General features: G+C 64.3%; 17 protein-coding genes and 2 pseudogenes. 11 read left to right on the forward strand and 8 right to left on the reverse strand.

The window, feature by feature from the left end:
* Positions 1 to 38: 38 nt before the first annotated feature.
* Entirely contained in the window at positions 39 to 1,046 is a 1,008-nt protein-coding gene (locus ND450_RS20100) for an SGNH/GDSL hydrolase family protein (protein ID WP_253327605.1), read from the reverse strand.
* A gap of 847 nt (positions 1,047 to 1,893) precedes the next feature.
* Between ND450_RS20100 and ND450_RS20105 the strand changes: the two genes are divergently transcribed.
* The 3 genes from ND450_RS20105 to ND450_RS20115 all read left to right on the forward strand — a co-directional run bounded on the left by ND450_RS20105 (position 1,894) and on the right by ND450_RS20115 (position 3,556).
* Entirely contained in the window at positions 1,894 to 2,718 is an 825-nt protein-coding gene (locus ND450_RS20105; protein WP_253327606.1) for a S8 family serine peptidase, read from the forward strand.
* 23 nt (positions 2,719 to 2,741) lie between these two features.
* Complete coding sequence (locus ND450_RS20110) at positions 2,742 to 3,104, forward strand: S8 family serine peptidase (RefSeq protein WP_253327607.1); 363 nt, start codon at positions 2,742 to 2,744, stop codon at positions 3,102 to 3,104.
* 83 nt (positions 3,105 to 3,187) lie between these two features.
* Positions 3,188 to 3,556 carry a hypothetical protein gene (locus tag ND450_RS20115; RefSeq protein ID WP_253327608.1) on the forward strand — a complete coding sequence of 123 codons (369 nt, stop codon included), beginning with the start codon at positions 3,188 to 3,190 and terminating at the stop codon, positions 3,554 to 3,556.
* A gap of 367 nt (positions 3,557 to 3,923) precedes the next feature.
* Here the strand turns inward: ND450_RS20115 and ND450_RS20120 are convergent, their stop codons facing one another.
* Positions 3,924 to 5,276 (reverse strand): phytase, encoded by a 1,353-nt coding sequence (locus tag ND450_RS20120; protein ID WP_371927737.1) that lies wholly within the window; start codon positions 5,274 to 5,276, stop codon positions 3,924 to 3,926.
* Positions 5,277 to 5,664: 388 nt separating this feature from the next.
* Positions 5,665 to 6,129, reverse strand: coding sequence for a GntR family transcriptional regulator (locus ND450_RS20125; protein WP_253327609.1), 465 nt, complete (start codon positions 6,127 to 6,129; stop codon positions 5,665 to 5,667).
* 290 nt (positions 6,130 to 6,419) lie between these two features.
* Here ND450_RS20125 and ND450_RS20130 point away from each other — a divergent pair, with 290 nt between their 5' ends.
* Positions 6,420 to 6,650 carry a hypothetical protein gene (locus ND450_RS20130; protein ID WP_253327610.1) on the forward strand — a complete coding sequence of 77 codons (231 nt, stop codon included), beginning with the start codon at positions 6,420 to 6,422 and terminating at the stop codon, positions 6,648 to 6,650.
* Between the two features lie 1,164 nt (positions 6,651 to 7,814).
* On the opposite strand, the gene ND450_RS20135 is transcribed toward ND450_RS20130, so the two are convergent.
* Positions 7,815 to 8,180 carry a hypothetical protein gene (locus ND450_RS20135; RefSeq protein ID WP_253327611.1) on the reverse strand — a complete coding sequence of 122 codons (366 nt, stop codon included), beginning with the start codon at positions 8,178 to 8,180 and terminating at the stop codon, positions 7,815 to 7,817.
* 33 nt (positions 8,181 to 8,213) lie between these two features.
* Between ND450_RS20135 and ND450_RS20140 the strand changes: the two genes are divergently transcribed.
* From ND450_RS20140 to ND450_RS20155, 4 genes and pseudogenes are all read left to right on the forward strand, one after another.
* The gene (locus tag ND450_RS20140; RefSeq protein WP_253327612.1) at positions 8,214 to 8,864 is read left to right on the forward strand and encodes an inositol monophosphatase family protein; all 651 of its coding nucleotides are present in this window, start codon (positions 8,214 to 8,216) and stop codon (positions 8,862 to 8,864) included.
* A 371-nt stretch (positions 8,865 to 9,235) separates the two neighbouring features.
* Entirely contained in the window at positions 9,236 to 9,895 is a 660-nt protein-coding gene (locus ND450_RS20145) for an HAD hydrolase family protein (protein WP_256557559.1), read from the forward strand.
* A gap of 280 nt (positions 9,896 to 10,175) precedes the next feature.
* Complete coding sequence (locus ND450_RS20150; protein WP_253327614.1) at positions 10,176 to 11,342, forward strand: S1 family peptidase; 1,167 nt, start codon at positions 10,176 to 10,178, stop codon at positions 11,340 to 11,342.
* Between the two features lie 251 nt (positions 11,343 to 11,593).
* A pseudogene (locus tag ND450_RS20155) lies at positions 11,594 to 12,163 on the forward strand (conjugal transfer protein TraC); the annotation flags it as partial.
* Here ND450_RS20155 and ND450_RS46075 read toward each other — a convergent pair.
* Together ND450_RS46075 and ND450_RS20160 are read right to left on the reverse strand one after the other, a co-directional pair.
* Positions 12,159 to 12,623, reverse strand: a pseudogene (locus ND450_RS46075) (IS982 family transposase); the annotation flags it as partial. The pseudogenes ND450_RS20155 and ND450_RS46075 overlap by 5 nt on opposite strands.
* Positions 12,624 to 12,632: 9 nt before the next feature.
* Positions 12,633 to 13,877 (reverse strand): IS110 family transposase, encoded by a 1,245-nt coding sequence (locus ND450_RS20160; RefSeq protein WP_371927775.1) that lies wholly within the window; start codon positions 13,875 to 13,877, stop codon positions 12,633 to 12,635.
* A gap of 841 nt (positions 13,878 to 14,718) precedes the next feature.
* Here ND450_RS20160 and ND450_RS20165 point away from each other — a divergent pair.
* The gene (locus ND450_RS20165) at positions 14,719 to 15,120 is read left to right on the forward strand and encodes a hypothetical protein (protein ID WP_253327615.1); all 402 of its coding nucleotides are present in this window, start codon (positions 14,719 to 14,721) and stop codon (positions 15,118 to 15,120) included.
* 122 nt (positions 15,121 to 15,242) lie between these two features.
* Here the strand turns inward: ND450_RS20165 and ND450_RS20170 are convergent, their stop codons facing one another.
* Positions 15,243 to 15,398 (reverse strand): hypothetical protein, encoded by a 156-nt coding sequence (locus ND450_RS20170; protein ID WP_253327616.1) that lies wholly within the window; start codon positions 15,396 to 15,398, stop codon positions 15,243 to 15,245.
* 106 nt (positions 15,399 to 15,504) lie between these two features.
* Between ND450_RS20170 and ND450_RS20175 the strand changes: the two genes are divergently transcribed.
* A complete protein-coding gene (locus ND450_RS20175; protein WP_253327617.1) occupies positions 15,505 to 16,587 on the forward strand; it encodes an integrase core domain-containing protein in 1,083 nt (360 codons plus the stop codon).
* 9 nt (positions 16,588 to 16,596) lie between these two features.
* Positions 16,597 to 17,130 (forward strand): hypothetical protein, encoded by a 534-nt coding sequence (locus ND450_RS20180; protein WP_253327618.1) that lies wholly within the window; start codon positions 16,597 to 16,599, stop codon positions 17,128 to 17,130.
* Positions 17,131 to 17,313: 183 nt separating this feature from the next.
* Here the strand turns inward: ND450_RS20180 and ND450_RS20185 are convergent, their stop codons facing one another.
* A complete protein-coding gene (locus ND450_RS20185; RefSeq protein WP_253327619.1) occupies positions 17,314 to 21,954 on the reverse strand; it encodes a hypothetical protein in 4,641 nt (1,546 codons plus the stop codon).
* Positions 21,955 to 22,633: the final 679 nt, after the last annotated feature.

Here is a 22,633-nt window from a genome sequence, read left to right on the forward strand (position 1 = left end):
CGGCACACCACTCGATGGGTGTGCCGGGCATCCGCGTCTCAGCGACTCACCCTGGCCGCGATCACGGGTGCCAGCCTGTCGGCGATCTTCCGGTGTCCGGTGTCATTGGGATGCACACCGTCGGCCGTGTCGGTGGCGGGGTCGATCCATCCTTCGGTGTTGACGAAGACGACGTTGCGATCTCCGGTGCCGGCCATTTCTCGAACAGCCGCCTGGGTCTCCGCCGCGTATCGCCCGCGGAAAGTCTGCAGGGCGAAGATCGCCGCATCCGGGTACTTCTCACGCACGCGGCGCAGCAGAATCAGGTAGGAGGCCTGGAAGTCCTGCCTCGACACCCGGTGACCGACGTCGTTGGTTCCCAGATTGATCACGACCGCGCCGGCCCGGTACCGCGAGAACGACCACTGGGGTGAGTTCACCGGCAGACCGGTGCGCAGAAAACCTTCACGCATGCTCAGGCAGCCATCGGCCGCCGGGTGCAGGCAAGCCCCGCCCACGGCGATCTGAGTGTGTCCCATCTTCAGCTTTTCGCCCGTCAACCAGCCGTAGGCGGTGAGTGCCTGCTTCGACGAGCGCTGACCGACTGTGATCGAGTCACCGATGAACTCAATGATCTTCGACGGCACGGCGGGGGCAAACGTCCGCTCACCTGTTCCGAGCACGAGTCCGCCGAAGACGGCGTCACCTCGGTAGGAACCGGCGACCGGGCGGTAGGACACACGCAGCGTGTGGTTGCCCGACCGAAGATCGCGGGGTGTCACGTCGACGGTCCCGCTCCTGTTGACGTAGACCACATCAGGTCCACCGTCGATGCTGACGAAGAAGTCGATGGGATCGCGCTGGCGCAGTTTGACGGTACTCCCGGTGAAACCGGTGACCAGATAGGCGCCCGCCCATTCCGATACATGTGCCGACGGCGAAGCCGTGTTCCAGCGGCCGAAGTACTTTATGTTCGGGTTCGTGGGGGTGACCACGGTATCGGCCGACGCGGCCGGTGCCGGGAGCAACACACTCAGCGACACAAACACAGCGAGGAGAACTTTCATCTGAATCCTTAGCGTTGAGCGTGATTCGTTCGATGTGCGGCCCGAGGCGCTTCAGCACGCAGTGGCACGCGGGAGCGACAGGTGACGCGATGGCGTCCAGGAGCCGGGAAAGCGGGTCGGTTGTGGACACGGTCAGTTCTGCCCGGTGTCCGGACTGCCTTTTGGACCGCTGCGGCGCGCGCTGTCACCGGTGCGGTCGTGAGGAGAACGCGTCCGCGATTGCGCCATGAACTCGCGGCCAGCGGCGAGACCGGATGGAAAACGTTAACCCCGCTTTGGTCGCCGGACGTCTGTCTACAACTTCGTTTCCTCACATTGCGCAAGTCGTGGACGGCGCGCGGGCGTGGACGGAGCTTCACGGTTCACCAGGTGTACTGCTACTTCAGGCGCGAACCCGAAGTAGCAGCTGCGTGAACGCCGACTCCGTCAGATGTGCAGGTCGAAGACCGGAGGATGCTCACGTCCACATTTTTCTGATTGACCGCGAAGTAGCTGTACGGCACGCCAGCGACACCACGATCGGCGCCAACCTCCCCATACCTCAGTCCGAAGTCCAATCGAGATTCTCGGAGATCCGAGGAATCCTCGCGAAAACGGGGAAAATTTCTCTCGTTGATGTATTTTAAGACATACGGCGGTGCGGGTGAAGATTGGCGTGACGCAATGGAAGCGGGTCGCCGGCCCGACATTCATCGGGTCGTGCCGTCGACAACAGGGGCAACCTCCTGACCGGACATCGGCAGGGCCGACGCAGACCGCTCCAGAACCGCGAACAGCTCTTCGAAAGCGAATTTCCAGGCGCGATCGGCCACGCCATCGACACGGCCAGAGAAACGGGATCCGCAGAATGGGCAAGTCACGGCACGTCCGATTGCCGACGGCAGCCGGGGTGGCGGCTGCTGCCGCCACGACGCTCAACCTGCAGGTCTCCTCGGCTCGGGCCGCACCCGCGGGTGAGATCCTGTCGGCCGACTCGGCCGGGAAGATCGCCCACAGCTACATCGCCAAGCTGAAGGACACCTCGGAGACGGTCTCGAGCAACGAAGCGGTGGCGAACACCATCGCCGCACGGCACAGCGGCGTGATCGACAGGGTCTTCGGGAGCGCACTGCGGGGCTTCACCGCGAAGAATCTTCCTGTCTCCCAGGCAAAGCGACTCGTGGCAGATCCCACCGTGGAGTACGTCGAACAGGACTGGGCGGTGCGCGCCGAAGCGGTCCAGAACACCGCGCCGTTGTGGGTGCTCGCCCGAATCGACCAGGCCAACCTACCGCTGAGCAGGTCTTGCAACCACACCTCGACCGAAGCGGGCGTCACCGCCTACGTGCTGGACACCGGTGTACGGGTTTCGCACAGCACTTCCGGTGGCCTAGCTGGCAACGGCTACGACTTCATCGACAACGGCCCGGTGGCCCAGGACGGGACCGGCCACGGCACCCGTGTCGCGAGCACGATCGCCGTCATCACCTACAGAGTGGCCAAGGCAGCCAAGAGCGTTGCCGTGCGGGTGCTGGACGGCAAGGGCGGCGGCACGACAGCGGGCGTGATCGCGGGCATCGACTGGGTCACCGCCAACGCGGTGAGGCCGACAGTGGCCAACATGAGCCTCGATGGCGGAGTCTCCGCCGCGATCGTCGCCGTGCGGCGCTCCATCGCCTCCGGTGTGACGTAAGTGGTGGCCGCGGGCAACGAGTCTTGGGACGCAAGGACCGTCTCCCCCGCTCGCGTCAGTCAGGCCATCACGGTCGGCTTCACCGACTGGCCAGGCGGTCGCGCGACTTCTACTCCAGCTACATACCCGCGCTGGACCTGTTCGCGCCCGGCAGGGACATCGCATCGGCTTGGAACACGAGTGCCACGGCAACCAAAACCATCAGTGGCACTACCACGTCCACCCCGCACGTGGCAGACGCGATCGCCTGCTACCTGCAGAACGACGAGGCCGCTACCCCCGCCCAGGTGTCGACCGACCTGGTCACCGCGTCCACCAAGAACAAGGTGACCTACGCCGGCGCCGGGTCCCCGAACCACCTGCTCTTCGTGGGAACCGGCAACTGAACGAACCGCGATCTTCCGGGCAGGACCTGCTATCGCGGTCCTGCCGGAGTCAGATGACGTCCCCAGAGGAAGGAAGAAGTTCCATGCAGCCGAACACGTCCCGCAGGTTTCTGATGCGACTGGTCGCGGCAACAGCGGTGATCGCCGCGGCGCTGACCGTCGCGACAGGCAACGCCAGTGCCGCCCCAGTGGTGGCGGAGGGGAAGCCAAGCATCGCGAAGACGTCCTCGGTCCCGATGGAAACGCAGCAGGCGTGGGGAGCGTGGCAATACGACCAGAACAACTACAGGGCCTACAGGGACGCCGCTGCCGCAGCGGCGGCTTTCGTGCAATTCGCGCGCACTGTCGGCTACTATGGCCGATTTCAGACCAGAGTCGTCGAGGCACACGAGTGGGTGCACGGCGGCGTGTTCGTACTGGTTTACCGATTCAACTGGCGCTACTTCGGCTGAACGACGGTAGCGGTCACCTGCGAGCCTCGACTCGAAGGCAACCGCGGCCATGTCACCGTCCCAGGGCGTCCGCGGACCATCGTGTGGCCGGAGCGCGGACCCGTCCCCGGAATGAGGACTGTTTCCACGGAGCTCGAATCCGGTGCGGGAAAACGCTGGAGCGACTGAACAACGACGACGTCCACAATGGATCCAAGGTCCGGCCGCCGTGGGTACCCGCGAGGCTAGATGTGTCCACAGGATCAAGTCGGTGGCCCCGGCCGGACGAGACGTGATCACCTCACCGCCACGTCTGGCGGGATGTTACTAGCGGACCACGATGCCCGCGCCGGGCCTCGGCGAGGGCATCGTGGTCTTGGTCCGCAGATCAGTCGCGAGGATCGAAGCCGTCCGTGTCGATCTTCAATGGAGTGCTGAAGGAATGGGCCACGTTCTCCCAGGGCACGAACTTGAAGTTGGTGCTCTCCCGCACCTCTCCGTCGCCGCCCAGGATGTCCGGGGTGTCGTTGCCGTCCTGCACCAGCAACAAACCGTGCTCGAAGTCCCCGACGGCCAGATTGGTCACGAAGAGACTGTCGGTGTTCTCCGTCGAGTCGATGGTCGCACTACCGCCCACCTTGAAGGAGCCGATATAGGTGTTGGCAGGCTTGCGGTCGTACACAGCATAGGTGCTGTCACCCTGACTCGAGGCGATCAGGTAGCCCTTGCCGTCCTCGCGGTTGTAGATCGTCAGACCCTCGACATCGGCACTGAGGCGTGCGCCACCGTACCCTGGGTTGGCACCGGCGATGCACTCGTCGGACTCGGCGTCGTAGGTGGCGGGAACGCCGTACTCACGCACCTTGTCGATGAGGACCGGGGCGAAGGAGACGAGGTCGGCGCCCGCTCGCCAGATGCCCACACCCTCCTGCGAGATGTAGACGAGGCCGCGCTCCTTGTCCACGACCATACCTTCCGACTGCGGCTGCCGGCCCGGCTCGTCGCACGGCGTCCACGACGAACCATTGGGCAGGGTGAAGCTCGCGGGCAGGGCCGCGCGGCGAACGAGCTCGTAGCCGATCTTGCCGTTGGGCTTGGACACCAGCTTAAACAGACCGAGGTCGGTGCGGTGCTCTCTGGTGGCGAGCACGTAGACCGTACCGTTCGACGCCTTCCAGGCGGCCATGCCGTAGGCGGTGTCCTGCTCGTTGACCTCCGCTTGGTCCGCGGAGAACAGGAACGGCATACCGGGGGCGGTGATCTCGGTCAAGGGCGGCTCGCCGTCCTCGGCCTTGTCCTCGTCGATCGAGTAGACGTGCAGCTTGTCCAGGCCTCGGTCGCTGACCACGACGATGTCGCGTTCCCGCCCGCCCAGTTCGACGTCGTAGAGCACGTCGAGGTTGTTCAGCCGACCGACCGCGTCATCCGGACCGGGTGCGGGAGCGGCAGGAACGTGCTGGATCTTGTGACCGTCCAGGGTGAACACGCTCATCCCGTGTTCCTTCTCCGCGCCGATGACGATGGAATCCTCGTCGTCGTCGGGGTGGATCCACACCTCCGGATCGTCGGAGTCCACATTGCCGCCCTCGTCGTCATTGAACGTCCTGGGCGTTTCGACGGTCGGAGCGGCCAGGCCGGTCGGCGTACCGGCGGCGGCACTCGCGGGGGTCACCGCGCCGGCCAGCAGGACGGGTAGCAAGAGCAGGGCAGCAGCCCTCGGCCGCCGATGAGATGTGGTCACTGGGATTCCTTAACTGACGGAGGGTTCCATCGGAGTGGTGCGTCCTATCTGGACACGCTCGCCGCCCGTGCCTCTCGCCGGTGACAAGCATTTCGGTGGCGGCGACCGATCCCGCGGAGCGCGCGACCGACCTGAACCGGACCGCTCTGACCTGCCGGGATGAGACCATCCCGGCACCGAGGTCACATTGATGTCAAGACAAGTTTCCGTACCGCCGGGCTCAAGTCCACAGTGGAACACGAACATGACCAAGGCCGGGCCGATGATCGAACGGTCCATGAAGACCTCGCGACGTTCCCCCGAACACCTGCGCAGCAGGAGATGTCAGTCGCTGACCGCGGACATGGAGATCGAGTACAACGATGCCCGGTACAGGTCGTTGCCGCATTCAAGCGGGCGGCCCTGGGCGACGTGCGCGGTACGGTCCAACGTCAGCAATGTCGCCCCTGCCCTCGTTCAGCAGAGTGGCTTCCGCGGCGGTCGCCTTGCGCACTGATGGCCTGTTCGACCGACCGCACGGCGTTCCCGGATTCCCGGAGCAACTGGTAGAGACCTCTTCAGCCAGGCACACGGCCGTCACACCCAGGGCGGCGCGCACGTGGTTGCGCAGGATGGCCAGGGGCTCGTCGTCGACGAAGCGCGGCCGGCGGACCGCGATCACGTCCGCACCTGCTTCGATGGTCAGCGCGGCCGCAATGTCCTCAGTCGCCGCAACGACCTCGAAGCCGAGCACCTCGGTGCTCGGCCCCGTTCCCGCCCTCTCCAGGTCTTCGTACAGTCTGGTCAACTGGGTAGCGCGACACGCACGGTTGTTGACCACGGTGGTGCCGACTCCGCGCTTGCGCGTCAGCATTTCCTTGTCGACCAGGTGTGCATGGCCTGCCGCACGGTAGGCCGCGGCAGTCCGAGCTGCTCAGCGAGGACGAACTCATTGTCGAGACGATCCCCGGAGTCAACTCCCCCGCTCGATCAGGTCCTGCAGTCTACGAGCGAGCTGGAGTTACAAGAGGATCGGGCTGTGCCGGTTAATGGTCACCAGACTGCTCAACTGTGCCGTGACGACCTCCTCACCTCGCGCGACGGCGTACGGGACACTCGGTTGCGCATGTTGCGAAGTCATGATGTCAGGACGAAGACCGATCAGTGACTACGTTTCTGCATCGCCTCGAAAAGCACGTCGGCACACTCCCCCAGCCGCAACCCGATGACGTCGAGGCGGCGCAGAAGTTCCCGGCGTCTGGGCAGTTCAACGGTGAACACGTCGTTGCTGAACAAGCGCGCGAGCCCAGCCTGGTAAAGCTGCCGCACACGGCTCGCTTTCTTGCGGGCCTCCAGAACGCAGAGGATCGCATCGGCAGAGATCGTGAGATGTGACTGAGCGCAGTACCTCGGTGAGTTGCTGCCGAGAGTCGTGAGGGGCGTTGAGTCGAATCGTGTCAGCTGGTGTCGTTCTTGGAGCGGCGGTGTCTGGACTCAGGGTGTCGACACCGCAGGCGGTCGAGCCGCCACGTGGGGCACTCGCCCGGCTCCGCGAACTCGCCCTAAGAAGTGCGCGGACCTTTCGCTTCTCGTGAAGCCGTTGTGTAATTTTCGTAAGAGTGCGCCGAAGACAGGACGGTCGCGCGTGCTATCGAGGAGTTTTTCGAAAAGATGCTGACGCCGGTGGCCGCGCGGAAGAAGCCGCAGGAGCACGTCGACATCGTCAGCCGCAGTGTCACAGAGAGAGGTTCCGCAAAAATCTGATAGAGCAGAGACCGGAGTGTGGCTATATTTCCACTATTGACTCGAACGGGTTCGCGCAATTGACACGACCGGAGCCCGGCGGGCCAACTCGAAAATATGATGGGAGAAATCGCTTGCAATGAACTTCTACCGAAAGTCTCGTACAGCGCGGAGTCTAGCCGCGGCTACGTTCGCGGGTGTGATGATGGTCGGCATCTCCGCACCCGCGAACGCAGCCCCGGTGCTACTACAGACGCTGTCGTACTACGGCAACGGCGATTCCTGCAACGCCAGTGCGCGTAACACCTATGACCTTCGGGAAGCCTATTCCCTCTTCAAGGACGGCCAGTGGCGCCGGACAGATCATCGAGCATGGAGCTGCCGTCCTGGTGCCGGCTCCTACTCGTACCTCTGGTATTGGTTCTGATGCGACTCCCCGAGGCGAGCGCAATGGCCTGCACCTGATTCCTTCCGGAGAATGTCAAGGACTCTGCTCGGTTCGGCAACGTCAACGGACCGGAGCTCGGCGAGAACGGGTTGCGCCGAGTCCGGTTCGGCAAGGTCAAGAAGGGGTCGCCAGCGAGTGCCTGGCGGCCAGCCGGCCGCGCGCAGGCCACGTCGCCATTGCGGGATGCACCGACAGCCACGGATCTTCGGCGTACGCCTCGGCGACGCACGTCTCCAGTTCGGCCCGCGCGCGGGCGGGCTCCTCCTCCAGCGCCGCGCCAGTCGTACTTCGACGACCAGCAGGTGCGGCAAGCTGCTCGCCCAGTCAGCGGCCTGGACCATGCCGACCGACAGCGGGTACGGAACGGGTCACTCGGTTATGAGCGCGTCGGTGCCTAGGTTGCGGCGGGTCTCCAGGCGGGCGAGCGCGGCGTGGATCGGCAGGTAGGCGTCGATGGCGCTGACACCCCGTAGCGCGCGCTGCCGTGGTTTGCGCGGCCCGGTACTCCGATTGGGACATGAGCGTGCCGCGTTCGCGACCATCCACGCGGCGCAGCTCGGTTCGGTGACGACGCAGGTATCGCCGATGCGGACGCGGTGCAGGGTGTCGAACGCGCCGAGGCCGCCGTCCTTCTCGCTGACGACGAAGTACACGGCCACCCCGCCTCGCAGCTTGGTCGCAGTGGACCGGATCGCGGCAAGCGCAGCGAGGATCGCCGCCACTTCCGCCTTCATGTCGCAGGCGCGGCGGGGTGCACGACATCGCTGGTGACGCGCGGGCGGTACGGGTCGACCTGTCACCGCACAAGGTCACTAGGAGAGACGACGGCGACGTGTCCCTGCAGGATCAGTGTTGTCCCGTCGCCGTCGGCATGCCGCCCACCCGGCCCCACGCCTCGTCACGCGGGTGCCTCGCCACCGGGGAATGCGGAGTGTGCGCGGAGTTCGGGCAGGTCCGTCGATCGGGTCGACGTCGACCCGATCGACGGTACGACGAACCTCGCTCGCGGCATCGCGTTCTTCTGCACCTCGGTCGGCGCGGTCGTGCACGGCATGACTGTCGACCCGATCGCCCGCCACGTGTTCACTGCGGATCTCGACAACGCCGAACTCACCGGCGAACCGATTCGCTCCACAGGAGTGATGATGGAGTCGCGTGGCCTGCTCATCACCGGCTACCCGAACGCACGCGACACCCGCACAGACGGCCCGGACGGGCTCGCCCACTTCGGCGAACTGGTAGCCGGCTACAGCAACCTGCACAGACCGGGCAGCGCCGCGCTGTCCATGGCACACGTCGCCGCGGGCTGGGCCGACGCGGCGCTCGGGACGTTGGTCAGTGGGTGGGACGTGTGCGCCGCCTGGCTGCTCCTGATCCCGGCAGGTGACCACTACCATCCCTTCGGCGGAACCGGCTAGGACCAGCCCGGCCATGCAGCGCACACCGCGGACCTCGATCCGGTCGCTGCGCGCGTTCGTCGCGGGCCGTCAATCGAGCCGGACCGGCAACGGTGCGTGGTGAGCCTCGTCTAGGAGCGTTCGGACGAACCCGCACCCGGTCCTTCGACGCGCTGGCTGATCACCGATCGGGACGGCGCTCTGGTCGACCGCTCACTGCGGATCGTCCAGCGAAGTGACGACCTGGGTCTCGGCACACCCGATGAACCTCTACAACGGCGCGAAGATCATCGATCCCTAATCCGGCGATCGGTTACTCGACCTCGATCTCGGTGCCTCCCGGCCTCTGCTGCGTGAACAGGTGATTTCCCTGCTGCCCGCGGACGTCGGCGCTGTCGGATTCGCAGGCCGCGCGGCTACGTCCTGCGCTCCGCTACGCGCTCGCCAACTACTCCCGGCGCGACCGGATCGAACTGCGGAACGGTAGCGCCTCTGAACCGACGACGAAGGTGATGCTCGTCGCCGGGCCACCTGGTGTCGATCACCTGATGTCGCTGATCCGCGGCATACTGCCGGGTCTTCGCCTATTGACCTCGGAGACCAACTACCTCGAGTTGCTGCCCGCGGAAGCCTGCAAGGGCGCCGCGCTGCGATTCCTCGCCGCGCAACACGGTGTCTCGATGGACGAGATCGCCGCCATGGGCGATATCCCCAACGACGTCGACATGGTGGAAGCGGCCGGTTTGGGAGCCTCTGTGGGCGACGAGCAACCAGGCTGTCAGGGCAGCCGCCGACACACCTCATGCTCCGCGAACGCATCCGGCTCGCCGGCCGATGCGCCAACGTGGCGTTCACGGAAACCAGGAATCCCAGGGTCCGAGAAGCGTTACCACGCCTCGCCACACCTGACCGCACGATCCTTTGGTCACCCTCATGCGAAACATACACAGACCAGCACTGCCGCCCACTGTCCACGGCATTCGCGCACTCGCCTCAATGCCCGACGTGAGCATTCGAAATTTGCCCGCCTCGTGCGCCCCGTACTCAACTGACTACACTGCGTACCAATGCGAACACACTCCGAAAAGCAACGAAATTTTTCCGAAACCAGTGACGTAGGCGATGCCGTCCCTGCGTTGGCCGACTAATAATAACGCATGACCAATCAATACTGACCCTCAAAGACCCACAGCCAGAGAAATCACAATTTTGCAACTGCTTGAAATACCCTGACAGCCGCAAACTTCAGAACTGCCCGATCCGGACTAAGCATGCACTATCGACACGGGTTGTCGACATGCACTTTATCCACACATTCGAGAGGCAACAGGCGTGTCCAGAAAAGGGATTCAACCGAAGTGGCGGGCCGTCTTGGCCGCCCTGGCCGTAGTCGGTTCGGCGTCCGTTGTGCCCGGCGTCACCATGGCAGCACCGCCGATAGAGGCGCAGGCCAAGCTGGCAGCCTCTCAGTTCCACCAGGTCGATCTCCTGAGTGAAGAGCTCAGCGCACTTGGCACCTTCCGAGACGGCGTTCGCAATGTGGTCATGATGCCCGCAGAGAAAGCTGATTCGATCGGCATCGTCAGGTCGAGGATCAACGCGCAGCTCACCGGTGCGCTGATCGACGTCAGAGCGAGTCAGTTCACCACCGATCGGATTAAATTCCTTGGCAGCCAGACAGGTCCGCGCGAGAGTTCCGGAATTCCTGTCGAGTACGGCTACACAACACTCTACGTTGCAGAAAAGGACAGGTACGTGATTCAGACGGATGCGCCGTCATCCCTGCTCGAGCCGTTGCTGAAGAAATATCCAGGAGAGCTCGCAACCGAATGGGGTGAAACCGTCGCCGAACACAGATACAATGACACTTTCCCGTTCAACGGAGCCACCTCTGTGGTAACCAATGCCGGAATCTGCACCGTGGGAGCCGCCGTAAGAGACAGATCCGGCAGCAGTTTCATGACAATCGCCGGACACTGCGTAGGAGCAGTCGGCGAAAAAGTCTACGTAACAGACACGAAACGATTTATCGGCACAGTCGCGTATATTAACAGGCGTCTTGACATAGCCTTGCTCAGCGGGAGCAACTCGAGTTACAACATGCGAATCTGGACTGGCGGCTACCGCGAGAGCGAGTCATCTTTGCTCGTCGGCGGCGGATCGTACACCTATCGAGGAATGAGGAACCTCTACACCAGTGGGCAGACGACCTACAACCAGGGTAACCACTACGTCACCGACTCCGGAACCAACCACTGCCTCAGTGGCCAGAACACCTGCATCCTGGACAACAGGGGCTTCATGTACGACGGCGGAAGACACACGACTTCCGGCGATTCCGGAGCTCCGGTCTACTATATCAACGGTGACGGCAAAGTAGTCGTCGTTGGATCGCACTCAGGTCACACCACCGATGCCAATGGCGTTCGGAAGATGTTCGGAGTTCAGATGGGGTACGTCTTGAGCGCCTACACGCTGAGCATGTACGCCGATTCCTGAGAACCACAGATTTCGCGACGCCAAGCTCGCCGCCGGCGGCATTTCGATCTTCTGTGATCTGCGCGTACTGGCCCGTCCCCACGACGACTACACCATGACCAATATCAGAGATCAGGGGAGCTTTCAAGGTGCCTAGTGACAGCGAAAAGGCCACCGCTGGGCTGGCAGATGCGGACAGAAGTCCAGACTCGCGTTGAGGTCCGAGCGAGGACGGTCTAGACAGATGGGGCTGACCTGTCAGAAGGGCTTGATCGGAGGCAAACCCGGCGCAGCGGGCAGCACTGGACCGGGCCATCGCCGCGACCCATCAGAGCGTGGGGATCACCGCCGACGCCCGCACCTGGACCCGCCCCTCTCCTACGCTGAAAGGCTTGCGAGACCAACTCGCGAGCGCGGGCGATGCCAGCGACCAGTCCGCGAGTGAGCTCGCCGCCCGGCTGCACCTGTTCGTCGAGGGCGCGTTCAAGCAACTGTTCGACGGCCCCAGCACCGTCGACCCCGAGGGCCACCTCGTCGTGTTCAGCCTGCGCGACCTGCCCGACGAACTGAAGGCCATCGGCACTCTGCTCACGCTGGACGCGGTGTGGCGGCGGGTATCCAACCCGGCCATCCGCCGCCCACGCCTGGTCGTCGTGGACGAGGCGTGGCTGCTGATGAAAGAGCGCGCCGGAGCCGAGTTCCTTTTCCGCATGGCCAAAGCCGGGCGGAAACACTGGGCCGGCCTGACCGTCGCGACCCAGGACACTGCGGACGTGCTCGGTAGCGATGTGGGCAAGGCAGTAGTGGCGAACGCGGCGACGCAGATCCTGCTGCGCCAAGCGGCAGTCCGGCCGGAGTGCAGACCAGGCGCAGGCGCAGTCCCCAGAAGAACCGTGAATGCGACGAGCAGTAGCCGTAACCGGCCCAGCCGGCCAGTTCGGATCTTTTGGTGGTCTCGCGGGAGCGGCCGCACTCGACCGGGGTGGAGTCCACGACCCAGGTCGCGTCGGTCCACAGGTCGGTGTCGAGCGCGAGTAGCCGGATGACCTTCTTGAGCAGCGGGACCGCGGTGCGCAGTCGCTTGTTGTAGCCGGATTGCTTTGGCAGGTAAGAGAAAGCGCCGGGCAGATGGCGGGGCAGGAACCTCAGCCAGCGGGCCTCGGAACGGATGCCGAGCAAGGCTTGGGCGACGGCGAGGGTGAGCAGTTCAGCGTCGGTCAGCCGTGGTGGTCGTCCGGTCCGGACAGGCCTGCCCAGGTGATCATCGATCTTGACGTAGAGTGCGGTCAGACCTCCGATCAGGTTTAGCTGTCAAGCAGCGGCGGGTTCGGGATGGTCGGCTGGGTTGGGGAACGCCATCGCCTCGTTGTAGGGCTGTCCGGTGTGCAGGCAGTGAAAGAGCTGGCCTAGCAGCCGGTTGAACAGGTGCCGCAGGGCGGCTGCGTGTCGGTCGCCTCGAGCTCGCCGGCGTTGGTAGTGCGCCGCGCCGCCGGGTGCTTTCGTGGACGCGACGAAGGCCCAGATCCAGCCGACTGCGGCCAGGCGGTCGTTCTTGACGCGGCGGAAGGTCACCGACTCGCTGTTGCCGGATGCTTTGGTCACCGGCGAGGACCCTGCGAACGCCTTGAGCGCGCGGGCGTCGGCGAATCGTGCTCGATCGTCGCCGATCTCGGCGAACACTCGTGCGCCGGTCAGCTCACCGAGGCCGGGAAAGCTGGTGATCACCGCGTAGTCGGGGTGCTGGCGGAACGCCTCGGCGGCGGCCTGGCCGAGCTGCTCAACGCTGCCGCATTCAACGTCCAAAGTGGCCAGCAGACGCAGCGCCTGCGCGCCCATCGCCTCCTCGACCAACGGGTCATGCCGCAAGCGTGGCAGGCGGAGAATGTGTTGCAGCTCAACGGCTTTCTGGTCGATCCCGCGCTGGCGGCCGGCTCGCCGCAACGCCGCGGCGATGCGCGTCTTCGTCAGCTTCATCGCGGCTGCTGGTGTCGGTGCGATCGCCAGGACCGCGCGGGCTTCAGCGGTGGCCAAGCCCGCGGTGGTGCCGCCGGCGAACGCTTCGAGGAAACCGGGGTAGTACTCGCGCAGCAGCGACCGCAGTTCGTTGCTGGCCTTGGTGCGCCGCCAGGTCGCGTCCTGCGCGGCGCGGGCCAGCACCGCGATCGAGCGAGCCAGCGCGGTGTCGGCAGGCAGGGTGCGGTGTTCGTGGGCGTCGGTGCGCAGGATGTTGGCCAGCGTCTTGGCGTCGGCCTGGTCGGACTTCTTGCGCGAGACCGAGTGCCGGGTGCGGTAAGCGGCGACCTGCTGCGGGTTGATCGCGTAGATCGGCCTGCCAGTGGCGCGTAAGGCCGCGACCAGCAGCCCGCGCGGGGTCTCGATCGCGACCGGGATCGGCGACTCGGCGCTGTCACCGGCCTCGGCGAGCATGGCGGTCAACTCGGCGAACCCGTCGACGGACTCGGTGATGCGCCGCTTGGCCACCAGCTTGCCTTCGGCGTCGACCAAGGCAACGTCGTGATGGCGTTCGGCCCAGTCGATCCCACAGAACACCTTCAACAGCCTGTCCTCCTTCGCTGGGGAATCTCTGCTGGTCAGAGACCCTGGCGAGAACGCGCGGCGCCCTAATGACGAGGCTCGATGGCCTGACCTCCGATGAGCCGTTCGCGATCCCAGCGACCCGCACGGTCCCGGTCTGCGCGCCAGAGCTCGACGGCTCGACGGTTGCGAGGTGTGTGCCATGCGGACGGGCTCGAACCACGACCAACAACCTGCCCGCACGACACGACGGAGGTGACCCGGACACGCCGTGCACGCCGGTCTGGCACAAGGACTCGCAGGTCCACGAGGTGTGCAGGCATGAGCCCAGCGTGGCCGGACCACCACCGCCGTCACCATGCCGCGTCGGCCTGTAGCGAGGCGTCAGGGCCCAGGGGCGTGCGGGCGTCGGCACGGTGACGGACAGCAGAACGGCCCGATGCGGACGAGCGCCGGTCTGACCGGAGCCTCACGGGGCGGAAGGGTGTCAGGCGTCAAGATCCACACCGGATCGTTCCGGTGTCATTAGAAGGGTGTTCAGGTCGGTCCTCACAAACTGATCTTGAACACCCTTCGTCTGTCTTCAGACACCGCCAGGACTTAGGACCTACTCGTCTAGGCGCAAAGGCCGCAGATCACTGAGAAGGTCGAGGAACCGGGCGCTCGTCACGCAGAGTGCTGACTGGTTTATGAAGTTTTCCTGATTTTTCCCGTGGACAGGCAAAAGTTGAAGAAATAAAATTCCCTGGGACATCCAACACAAAGGCAAAAAGTTCCACTTTCTGCCATCGGGAAGGTTTTTGTAGTGCGCGCAATGAAACCTTTGATACTTCTTTCTCTCATTCTTTCGTCCCTTTTTGGCATGACCGGCACCGCTTCGGCCGCTGCCTACTACCTGGAAGCGGTGTACAACGCGAAATCCGTCGACGGGGCGCTGAGTGACAAGCACCTGCGCCTCTACGACAACGCTCAGGACGCCAAGGAACACCACGGGTGGTGTTACGTTCCCGGGGATCGGGCGCATCGTGGCAGCAGCTGGTCGTGCACCGTGGTCGGGCGCAGTGGGACCTACAACGGCAGCTTCGGCACCGTCCGTCTCAGACACTACTCCGATGGTCAGTCCTGGACGGCGAACGGCAAGACCAGCCGCATCTACAAGACGGCTCAGTACAAGGGGCAGCGCCCGTACTGCCTTTACCTGGGCATTCTTAAGCCAGGCGCCGGCCCCAACTACACCGTTTACCTGTGTGCCTACTGGGTTTAGTACTGCAGCGGCGCTCACGTGAACAGATGTGTGCGCGTTCGTAGTGGCCGAGTCTGGCTGGTGCTGGCGTCGTCGGCGCCAGCACCAGCCAGTGCGATGACCTCATGGGTTTGCCGGGTTGGTCAGGCCGTTCGCGGTCGTGGTCGTTCCCAGCGTTGATGGCGTTCGCGGCGTTGTGCGGCCGGGACGTCGGGGTGGCGGTTGTTGGTGTTGCGCCAGCGCAGGTGGGCCTGCAGTTCGCGCGCGAGCGCGGGGTTGTCGGGGTCGGAGTTGGCCATGCTGACCGACAGGTTGTCCAGGATGACGTAGATCGGGGCTGTGCCGCTCGGAAAGTCCTCGTCGCTGTGAGAGCAGCGAGGTTGTCCCGGCTGAGAGCATGCTCGGGTGATCGTGTCCCTGCTGTACAAGGTGACCCGTAAGTTACTGTCCGTCCCGTCGGTGCTGCTCCGCCGCGAGGCAGTGAAGGATGCGGAGCTTCTCGTGCTGCGGCATGAGAACACCGTGCTTCGCCGGCAGTTGGCCGGCCCGGTCCGCTACGAGCCCGCAGACCGATTCTGGTTCGCCGCCCTGTCCCGCCTGATACATCGTTCCCGCTGGCGCGAGACCTTCCCGGTCACTCCTGGCACGTTGCTCGGCTGGCACCGCAGGTTCATCGCTTGGAAGTGGGACTACTCGGCGCGCCGACGCACTGGACGTCCACCCACCCGAGCAGCGATCAAGGCGCTCGTGCTCCGACTCGCTGGAGAGAACCCGCGGTGGGGACATCGACGGATCCAAGGCGAACTGGCCCGACTCGGCCATCCGATTGCCGCCTCCACCGTCTGGGAGATCCTGAATGCGGCAGGCGTCGACCCGGCGCCATGTCGATCCGGCCCCACCTGGCGCGAGTTCCTCACAGCCCAAGCCGAAGGCATCATCGCCACAGACTTCTTCCACATCGACACAGCACTCGGCAAACGCCTGTACGCGCTGGTATTCCTCGAACACGACACCAGGCGCCTGCAAATCACCGGTGTGACCGCCCATCCGACGCGCGACTGGACTGTGCAGCAGGCCAGGAATCTCGCCGCCGACCTCGGAACACGGACGGAGTCCTTTCGTTTCCTGCTACGCGACCGCGACAGCAAATACGGCGAGGCATTTGACGCCGTCTTCGAGGCCGAGGAACTGCATGTGATCAAGAGCGCGCCGCAAGCGCCCCGGATGAACGCCCACTGCGAACGGATCATCGGCAGTATCCGGCGCGAGGTACTCGACCACATCCTCATCATGGGAGAAGCCCACGCGCGCCAAGTCCTTGCGGCCTACCAGGTGCACTACAACGAGCATCGGCCTCACCAATCCCGAGACCAGCTACCCCCCGATGCCGTAGAGCACGCCGCCGTGGTGCATGACCTCGATACCCGCCGACTGCTGCGCACTCGAATCCTCGGTGGAGTCATCAACGAGTACAGATATGCCGCGTGACGTGCAGCGATGACTTTTCGAGCGGCACAGGTCCCGGCGATCCTCCTCGGCCGTGCCAAGACGAAGCTGGCCGCACAGCTGCACGACAAGGTCCTGTACGCCGACGCCGAGATGAACCGCGCGGACTGGCTCACCGCCGGCGCGGCCGTCCTCGGGATCATCGGGATCGGAGCCGGACTGTGGTGGGCCGACGCCGTGGCCGCGATCATCATCTCCGCCGACATCGTCCGCGACGACGTGCGCACCACCCGCACCGCCGTCGCCGACCTCATGGACCGCCGGCCCCGCACCGTCACCGACAACCGGCCGCACCCCCTGCCCACCCAGCTCACCGAACTCGCCCTGACCCAGCCCTGGGTCACCGACGCCTGGATCCGGCTGCGCGAGGAAGGCCACGTCTTCGTCGGCGAGATGCTGGTCGTGCCCCGGCCCGGCACCGAGGACCTCGTCGAACGGCTCGACCGGCTCAGTCGCCTGCTGCGCGACGCGGACTGGCGCATGCACGACATCGCCGTGATGCCGGTGCTCGAAATCCGCCGGTGAACTGATCCGCCCTGCGATGAGCAGGACGACTTGCAGGGCCGGACCGCAGACCGTCTACTCGAGACCGCACCAGCGACGCGATTGTGACGGCGCGAAGGACAAACGCGCGATGACTCCCTCGTCTGACAACGCAATGGAGACATGGTGAACGAAAGCCAGTCTGCAGGGACGAAGCCTCGCCTATCAAGGAACACCCGGTTCCATGAACTCGTCATGGTGCGGTGCAGAACCGACGAGCCGCCATCCCGTCTCAAGCGGCTCGTGGACGTGGACGCTGGTCCTCGTCCTCATGCCGGCGGACTTACCTCTGACTCGTATATCCGTGCCTCCGCGGCGCTCCTGGAAGACGACGCGCATCAGAGCAAGTCCAGATCCAAGGAGCGCTGTGCGAAGAGGGTCCTCCCGCACGAAGAGATCTACGTCATCGTTGGCTTGGAACACGCCCGGCGAGAACGCGATCAACGTGCCGTCAAGCGCACGGGTCGCGCCATCCCGGACCTTGGCTCCTGGCGCGAGTAGATCGAGCAGCGGCTTGCTGGGAAACGAGACCGACACCGTGCCGCGGAGCGAGCAGTCGTAGGTCCCGCCTTCCCACACGTACCTGTCGACCGTATCGGTCGCGTCAATGTCGACGCCGAAGCCGTCGTCGTTGACGCCGTCCAAGTCGCGGTGTTCGAGCAGCGCAGTGTAGTGAGGCTGATCAGGCACCTCGCCGAGGAAGGGACCGTCGAAGAACTCAGACCTGAATTTGAAACCGTCGTAGCGCTGAGGCGCTTTGCCGAGTGCCGCTTGCGTGTCTGCGGTTTTGACGAGCAGGGCGTGCTCGACGATGGCGTGGTCGGCCCATAGATCATCCGAAATGGTCGGCGTTCTGCCGTACAGGTCCCAGTTCCACGCGGTCGTACTGCTCAGCACCACCCACTGCGACTCTGGATCGAGGTGAAGAGCACGTCCTGCCGGTGTCCTGAGAAGGTCACTGCCCGCAACGAAGTTGAGCGCTTCGGTGTCGTACAACGCCGAGGCGTCAGCCACCCACAGTGTGTGTTGGTCCCACGTCGTCAGGTCCGGCGACGCAGGCTCTGGATAGAGTGCAGGTTCCTCACCGTCGTCCTCAGCGTCAGATGGACCGCTGGGATTTCCAGTGAGCAGATGGGTCGGGTCGATGTCTCGAACGCGGTCGATCGCGATGTCGATTCTTGGCGCTACCGGAAGGCCGTACGAATCCCGGAGTTCATGGGTGTCGAGGAGCCGCGCATAGGCTTCGTGCCAAGCCTGCCACTGGTACTTCTTGGCGATGCGCTCCCGCTTGTGTGACGACCGACCGGTGTCACCGCTGCCTCGCGCGAGCCGAGAATCGATCTCACCGAACTTCTCCGGAGTCCAACCACGCTCGACGACGCCGGCGAAGACGAACCTGCTGACCGACTTGGTGTCGAAGGGCGGCGGCCTGCGCGCAGACGCAGCCGACGCGGCCCTGGCGGAATGGTCGAGCAGGCTTTGGAGTTGAGCCCGGAGGGCATCGTCCAGCTCAGGGTCCTGCAACCATTGCTCCAACAAGCTTGCCTGAACCTCAGGCTCGTCGTCGTTCTGTAGCTCATGACTCGCTTTTGCAAGCCAAGGCGCGGGAGCCGGCGTGAACGGGAAGCTGTGTCCCTGGTCAGTTCCGATGATCTTGATACCGAAGTCGCCGTAGCCGAGGAGCCCGCTGTGGAGCGAGTTCCAGAGGCGCTCGCCTCCGGTCGGGTTGCTCTCGGTGAAGGCGGGATAGTCACGTTCGAGTTCAGCCTGGGTCGGGATGTTCTTGCCAGGCCACAAACTCGACCACGGCCCCTCGGCGCGACGCCATGCGTCGTCCGAAAGCAAGCCCTGCTGACGCGCCAGTCTCATGACCCCGCGGGCATAGTCGCGAACCAGTACATGCACGGGCGGTTCACCGGCGAACAGCTCGTCTGAGAGCACCTCCGCCACGGCGCGCAGCTGCTCGACGCTGATTCCGCGCAAGGCCGTGCCGTAGACGACAGCGCACACTCGCTCAAGGACGTAGATGTCGTCGATCTCCACCGCGAGCCGCAGAAGCTCTGGGAGCAGGCCGGCGTGCGCCGACGTGAGCCGGACCAGCCACCGTGTCATCTGGTCCCGCAGAAACCGATCTGGACTGGTGAACGACCACATCACGGTGATTGCCACCATCCGGGCAGAGGCTGCCGAAAGCTCCTCGACAGCCGTCTGGTGCTCGGTTTGCAACCATCGCTGAAGCCAGACGTACGGGGTTCGGCCGCTACGGCCCATGTCCGAAATCGCGACCGACCACGTGGCATCTCTATCGGACATCGGTAGGGCCTGAAGCGTCCGGTGCAACCAGTCAGCGTCAAGAAGGTGACCACTGCGGCACGCGACCGATATGGCGATTCCCGCTGCAGACCGCGCACGGCGCCGGTCTGGCCCCAGCATCGCTGTCCGAAGAAGCTGTTCAGCAGTCGGCGTCATCTTCTCGGGGATCCGGAAAGGAAGCGACTGCAAGATGCGATCAATCAGGACAGCGCGCTCACGACCATCGCGCGGTGTCATCGCCTCGACCAGTTCGACGCCGGTCTGCTCCGGTAAGTAGCTTGCCAGCGCGTCGATCGTTCCACTGCCAGCCGGGATGGCCTCAACGGCCTCCTCCAGCACTTCAAGGTCGAAGGATCCGTCACCCCGGCGCACCCGAGCGAGCAGAGTGACGGCCACCAGATGATCGGCGAGGCGCTCGAAGGTGAACCGGATCACCGGCTGCGTGCCGGTAGCGGTGTTGACGTAGTCCTCAGCGAGGATTCGTTCGTTGAGCAGCCCTGCCAGCAGGCTTTGTGGGTAGGACTGCGAACGGTGCACGTCGTCGAGCACCTGCTTCACTTCGGCCCGCTGCAGGTGACGCGTACCAGCAGAGTGCATCTTCCCCGCGAGTCGCATGCATGCCTGACGAACGACCTGGTCATGCGGATCGGCGCCCGTCAGAGCACATACAGGCCCGTCCAGCACATCGAGGTAGGTTTCGAGGACCGTGCTGAGCCCAGGCAAGCTCTCCCGGAGCAGGTTCGGTCGCGCTTTGGCGACCCTGCAATAGATGCTGAGGAACAGGGGATTCCTGAACTCGGTCAGGACAAGTGGCTCGCTGGGTGGGGGTAGCTGGTGGTGCGCGAAGTACGCACGAACAGCGTTGAACTCCACACCGATGAACCCTCTGTGCTCCACTCTGTACAGCAGCTCGCGCGCACCCGCAGAGACACAGGAACCTTCCGCGGCTGAGCGAACTGTGAGCACGACCGCGATCGAACGGTATCTCGCGACGCGCGTGAGAAACGTCGCGAGGTGTGAGGTCCAGGCGTCCTTCATCTCGCCTTCGTTGAGCGCGTCGATCATCAGCAGTGCGCGGCAGTTTCGAGCCGAGGCCAGGTCGTCCAGCGCTTGCAGGAACTGGTCCGTGGTGCCGGACCAGTTCAGCAGTTCCCGAACCTGGCTCCAAGGCTCCCGTCGCCCGAACTGCTGTCCGAGGAGCAAGACGGCCGGTTGTCCACGGTCGAGCGCTGCGAGCGTCGTGTCCGCCAGGAGGTGGCTCTTGCCCTGCCCTGGCTCGCCACTGATCAACAGCGCCTTGTTGTCCCACGCCGCCGCGGTATCCGAAGCGAGCCACCGCTCCGCGTCTAACAAGGTGGTGGCAGTCCGGTCGAGGAACTCTGCCAGACGATCCTCTGCGGAATACGCTGCGGCGATCAGCAGTTCCGTGATCTCACTGCATTCCACAGCCCATCCAGCTGGTAGCTCCTTCCCACCATCGAAAGCGCTCACCTCACCTTCCAGGCTTGCCAATCTCTCCCGCGCAGAGCACCAGGCTGTTGGAGCGCCTTCATCAACCCGCAACCTGCCGAGCAGGTTCAACGACTTCCGCAGCGCCTTCCTGATCGGTTTCAGGGCGCCAGGCGAACGCGCAACACCCTCTATCACCTGTCCCAGCGGCACCTTGACGGTGAGCATCTTGGTGTAGCGCTCGCCGACTTGCCGCACCGTTTCGTCGGCCCGATCGCGCAGCCACTCGAAGTCCAGCGCACCTTCGGCACGGAGGAGCGCGACCCCCTCACCCAGCAGCGCGGTGCGCCAGCCGGCGAGATCGTGTCCCGCTCTCAATCTCGCAGCGCGCCCGGTCAGCCCAAGCAGCGACCTCCACGCTTGCAGTGCACCATCGGCGGTTCCTGTCGCGACGACGTGCCGCAACTGGCTGATTGCAGCCTGGGCTCCGGGCTGGTCTGGCTCCTCCACCGGAAGCTCCCAGATCAGCGCGCACCGCAGGACAATCTCTAGCTGGTCGATGCTCAGGGGGATGAGCAGCTTCTCCATGTACTTCTGGGCCTTGGACTGCTTCGCGGTCGGCGGCCCAGACGTGCTGAACCGAAGTCGCTCCAAGGCGTATTGCAAATCCTTGGCTCCGCCACGCACGGTGCCGGCCACGATGACCAACCGGTCCTTCTCGGGATCCAGGGCCTCAAGCCCCGCGCGTCTCCACTGCCCAACCGCCTTCGCGAGCACGCCGCCCATGGCCAGAGTGCGTTTGGCCTGTACTTGAGCCCGCCAACCAGAGGCGAAGTCGATCCTCAGATCATCGACAGCATCCTCCGTTTCCAGAGTGACGGCCTGAACCAGCCCAGCCGCCGCCGGGATACCCAGGCCTGGCAACGGTGCGGCCGCCAGAGCATGCGCAACCGCATACGCCGCGACCCCACGACGGAATTCGACACCGGCATCGCCTGACGAACCGGCCACACTCCCCGCACCGGCATACGCCTGGCTGACCATCTGAGAAGCCTACGACGGCCCGACCTTCCCACCGCAACATCAAGACCGTGTCGCTCGGTTCATACCAACAGGCCTCAACCGCGCCTAACCCAGATGACCGCTACACAGCCAGATACGGGTTTACAGGCCGCTGACCTGCATAAACCAGTACTTTGACCGCAGTTCGACGCACTTGAGGGTTAATCAAGTACATCAACCACCCTTGGTTACATAGCCGAAGATCCACTCCTTCTCGGAGCCCTCGAGGACTCAAGCCTTGGCCCTCACACTGCCAGAATGACAACCCGACACCTCTGGCCTGCAGGGACACAAGGGGCGCAAGAAAACCAGTGCCGTTGACTACCGTTCAGCGCAGTTAGTGCAGCTTCACGACGTGCACCGACCAAGTCAACCCGCATTGGAGCAGTCACAGCACCACGCCCACATCATGTGGAGAGTGCACAGTTCTGGCACCCCACAGGCTCTGACCTGGACTGCAGGGATAGCACCTCTGTGCACGCTTCCTGGACAGGTCGACCTCCTCGTCGGCTCACATCGGCGGCGAATCAAGGTGGCCGTCACGCGCTGCACGTGCCAGTGATCCGCACCTACCCGAAAAATTCGATCTGCTCTGTAATATGCCTGGTAGGGGATGTATGAGCGGCGGTTCGTCAAAATATCGTCCCGAAATTGTCGGTGC

This window comes from Lentzea sp. HUAS12 (assembly GCF_024125735.1).
In the GTDB taxonomy this organism is placed as follows: domain Bacteria; phylum Actinomycetota; class Actinomycetes; order Mycobacteriales; family Pseudonocardiaceae; genus Lentzea; species Lentzea albida.

Bases quoted from the DNA above. Each gene is read 5' to 3' on its own strand.
- ND450_RS20180 (WP_253327618.1), top strand. From the start codon at position 16,597: ATGACTTTTCGAGCGGCACAGGTCCCGGCGATCCTCCTCGGCCGTGCC.
- ND450_RS20100 (WP_253327605.1), bottom strand. From the start codon at position 1,046: ATGAAAGTTCTCCTCGCTGTGTTTGTGTCGCTGAGTGTGTTGCTCCCG.
- ND450_RS20115 (WP_253327608.1), top strand. From the start codon at position 3,188: ATGCAGCCGAACACGTCCCGCAGGTTTCTGATGCGACTGGTCGCGGCA.
- ND450_RS20125 (WP_253327609.1), bottom strand. From the start codon at position 6,129: ATGCTGACGCGCAAGCGCGGAGTCGGCACCACCGTGGTCAACAACCGT.
- ND450_RS20165 (WP_253327615.1), top strand. From the start codon at position 14,719: ATGACCGGCACCGCTTCGGCCGCTGCCTACTACCTGGAAGCGGTGTAC.
- ND450_RS20170 (WP_253327616.1), bottom strand. From the start codon at position 15,398: ATGGCCAACTCCGACCCCGACAACCCCGCGCTCGCGCGCGAACTGCAG.
- ND450_RS20105 (WP_253327606.1), top strand. From the start codon at position 1,894: ATGGGCAAGTCACGGCACGTCCGATTGCCGACGGCAGCCGGGGTGGCG.
- ND450_RS20185 (WP_253327619.1), bottom strand. From the start codon at position 21,954: ATGGTCAGCCAGGCGTATGCCGGTGCGGGGAGTGTGGCCGGTTCGTCA.
- ND450_RS20135 (WP_253327611.1), bottom strand. From the start codon at position 8,180: ATGAAGGCGGAAGTGGCGGCGATCCTCGCTGCGCTTGCCGCGATCCGG.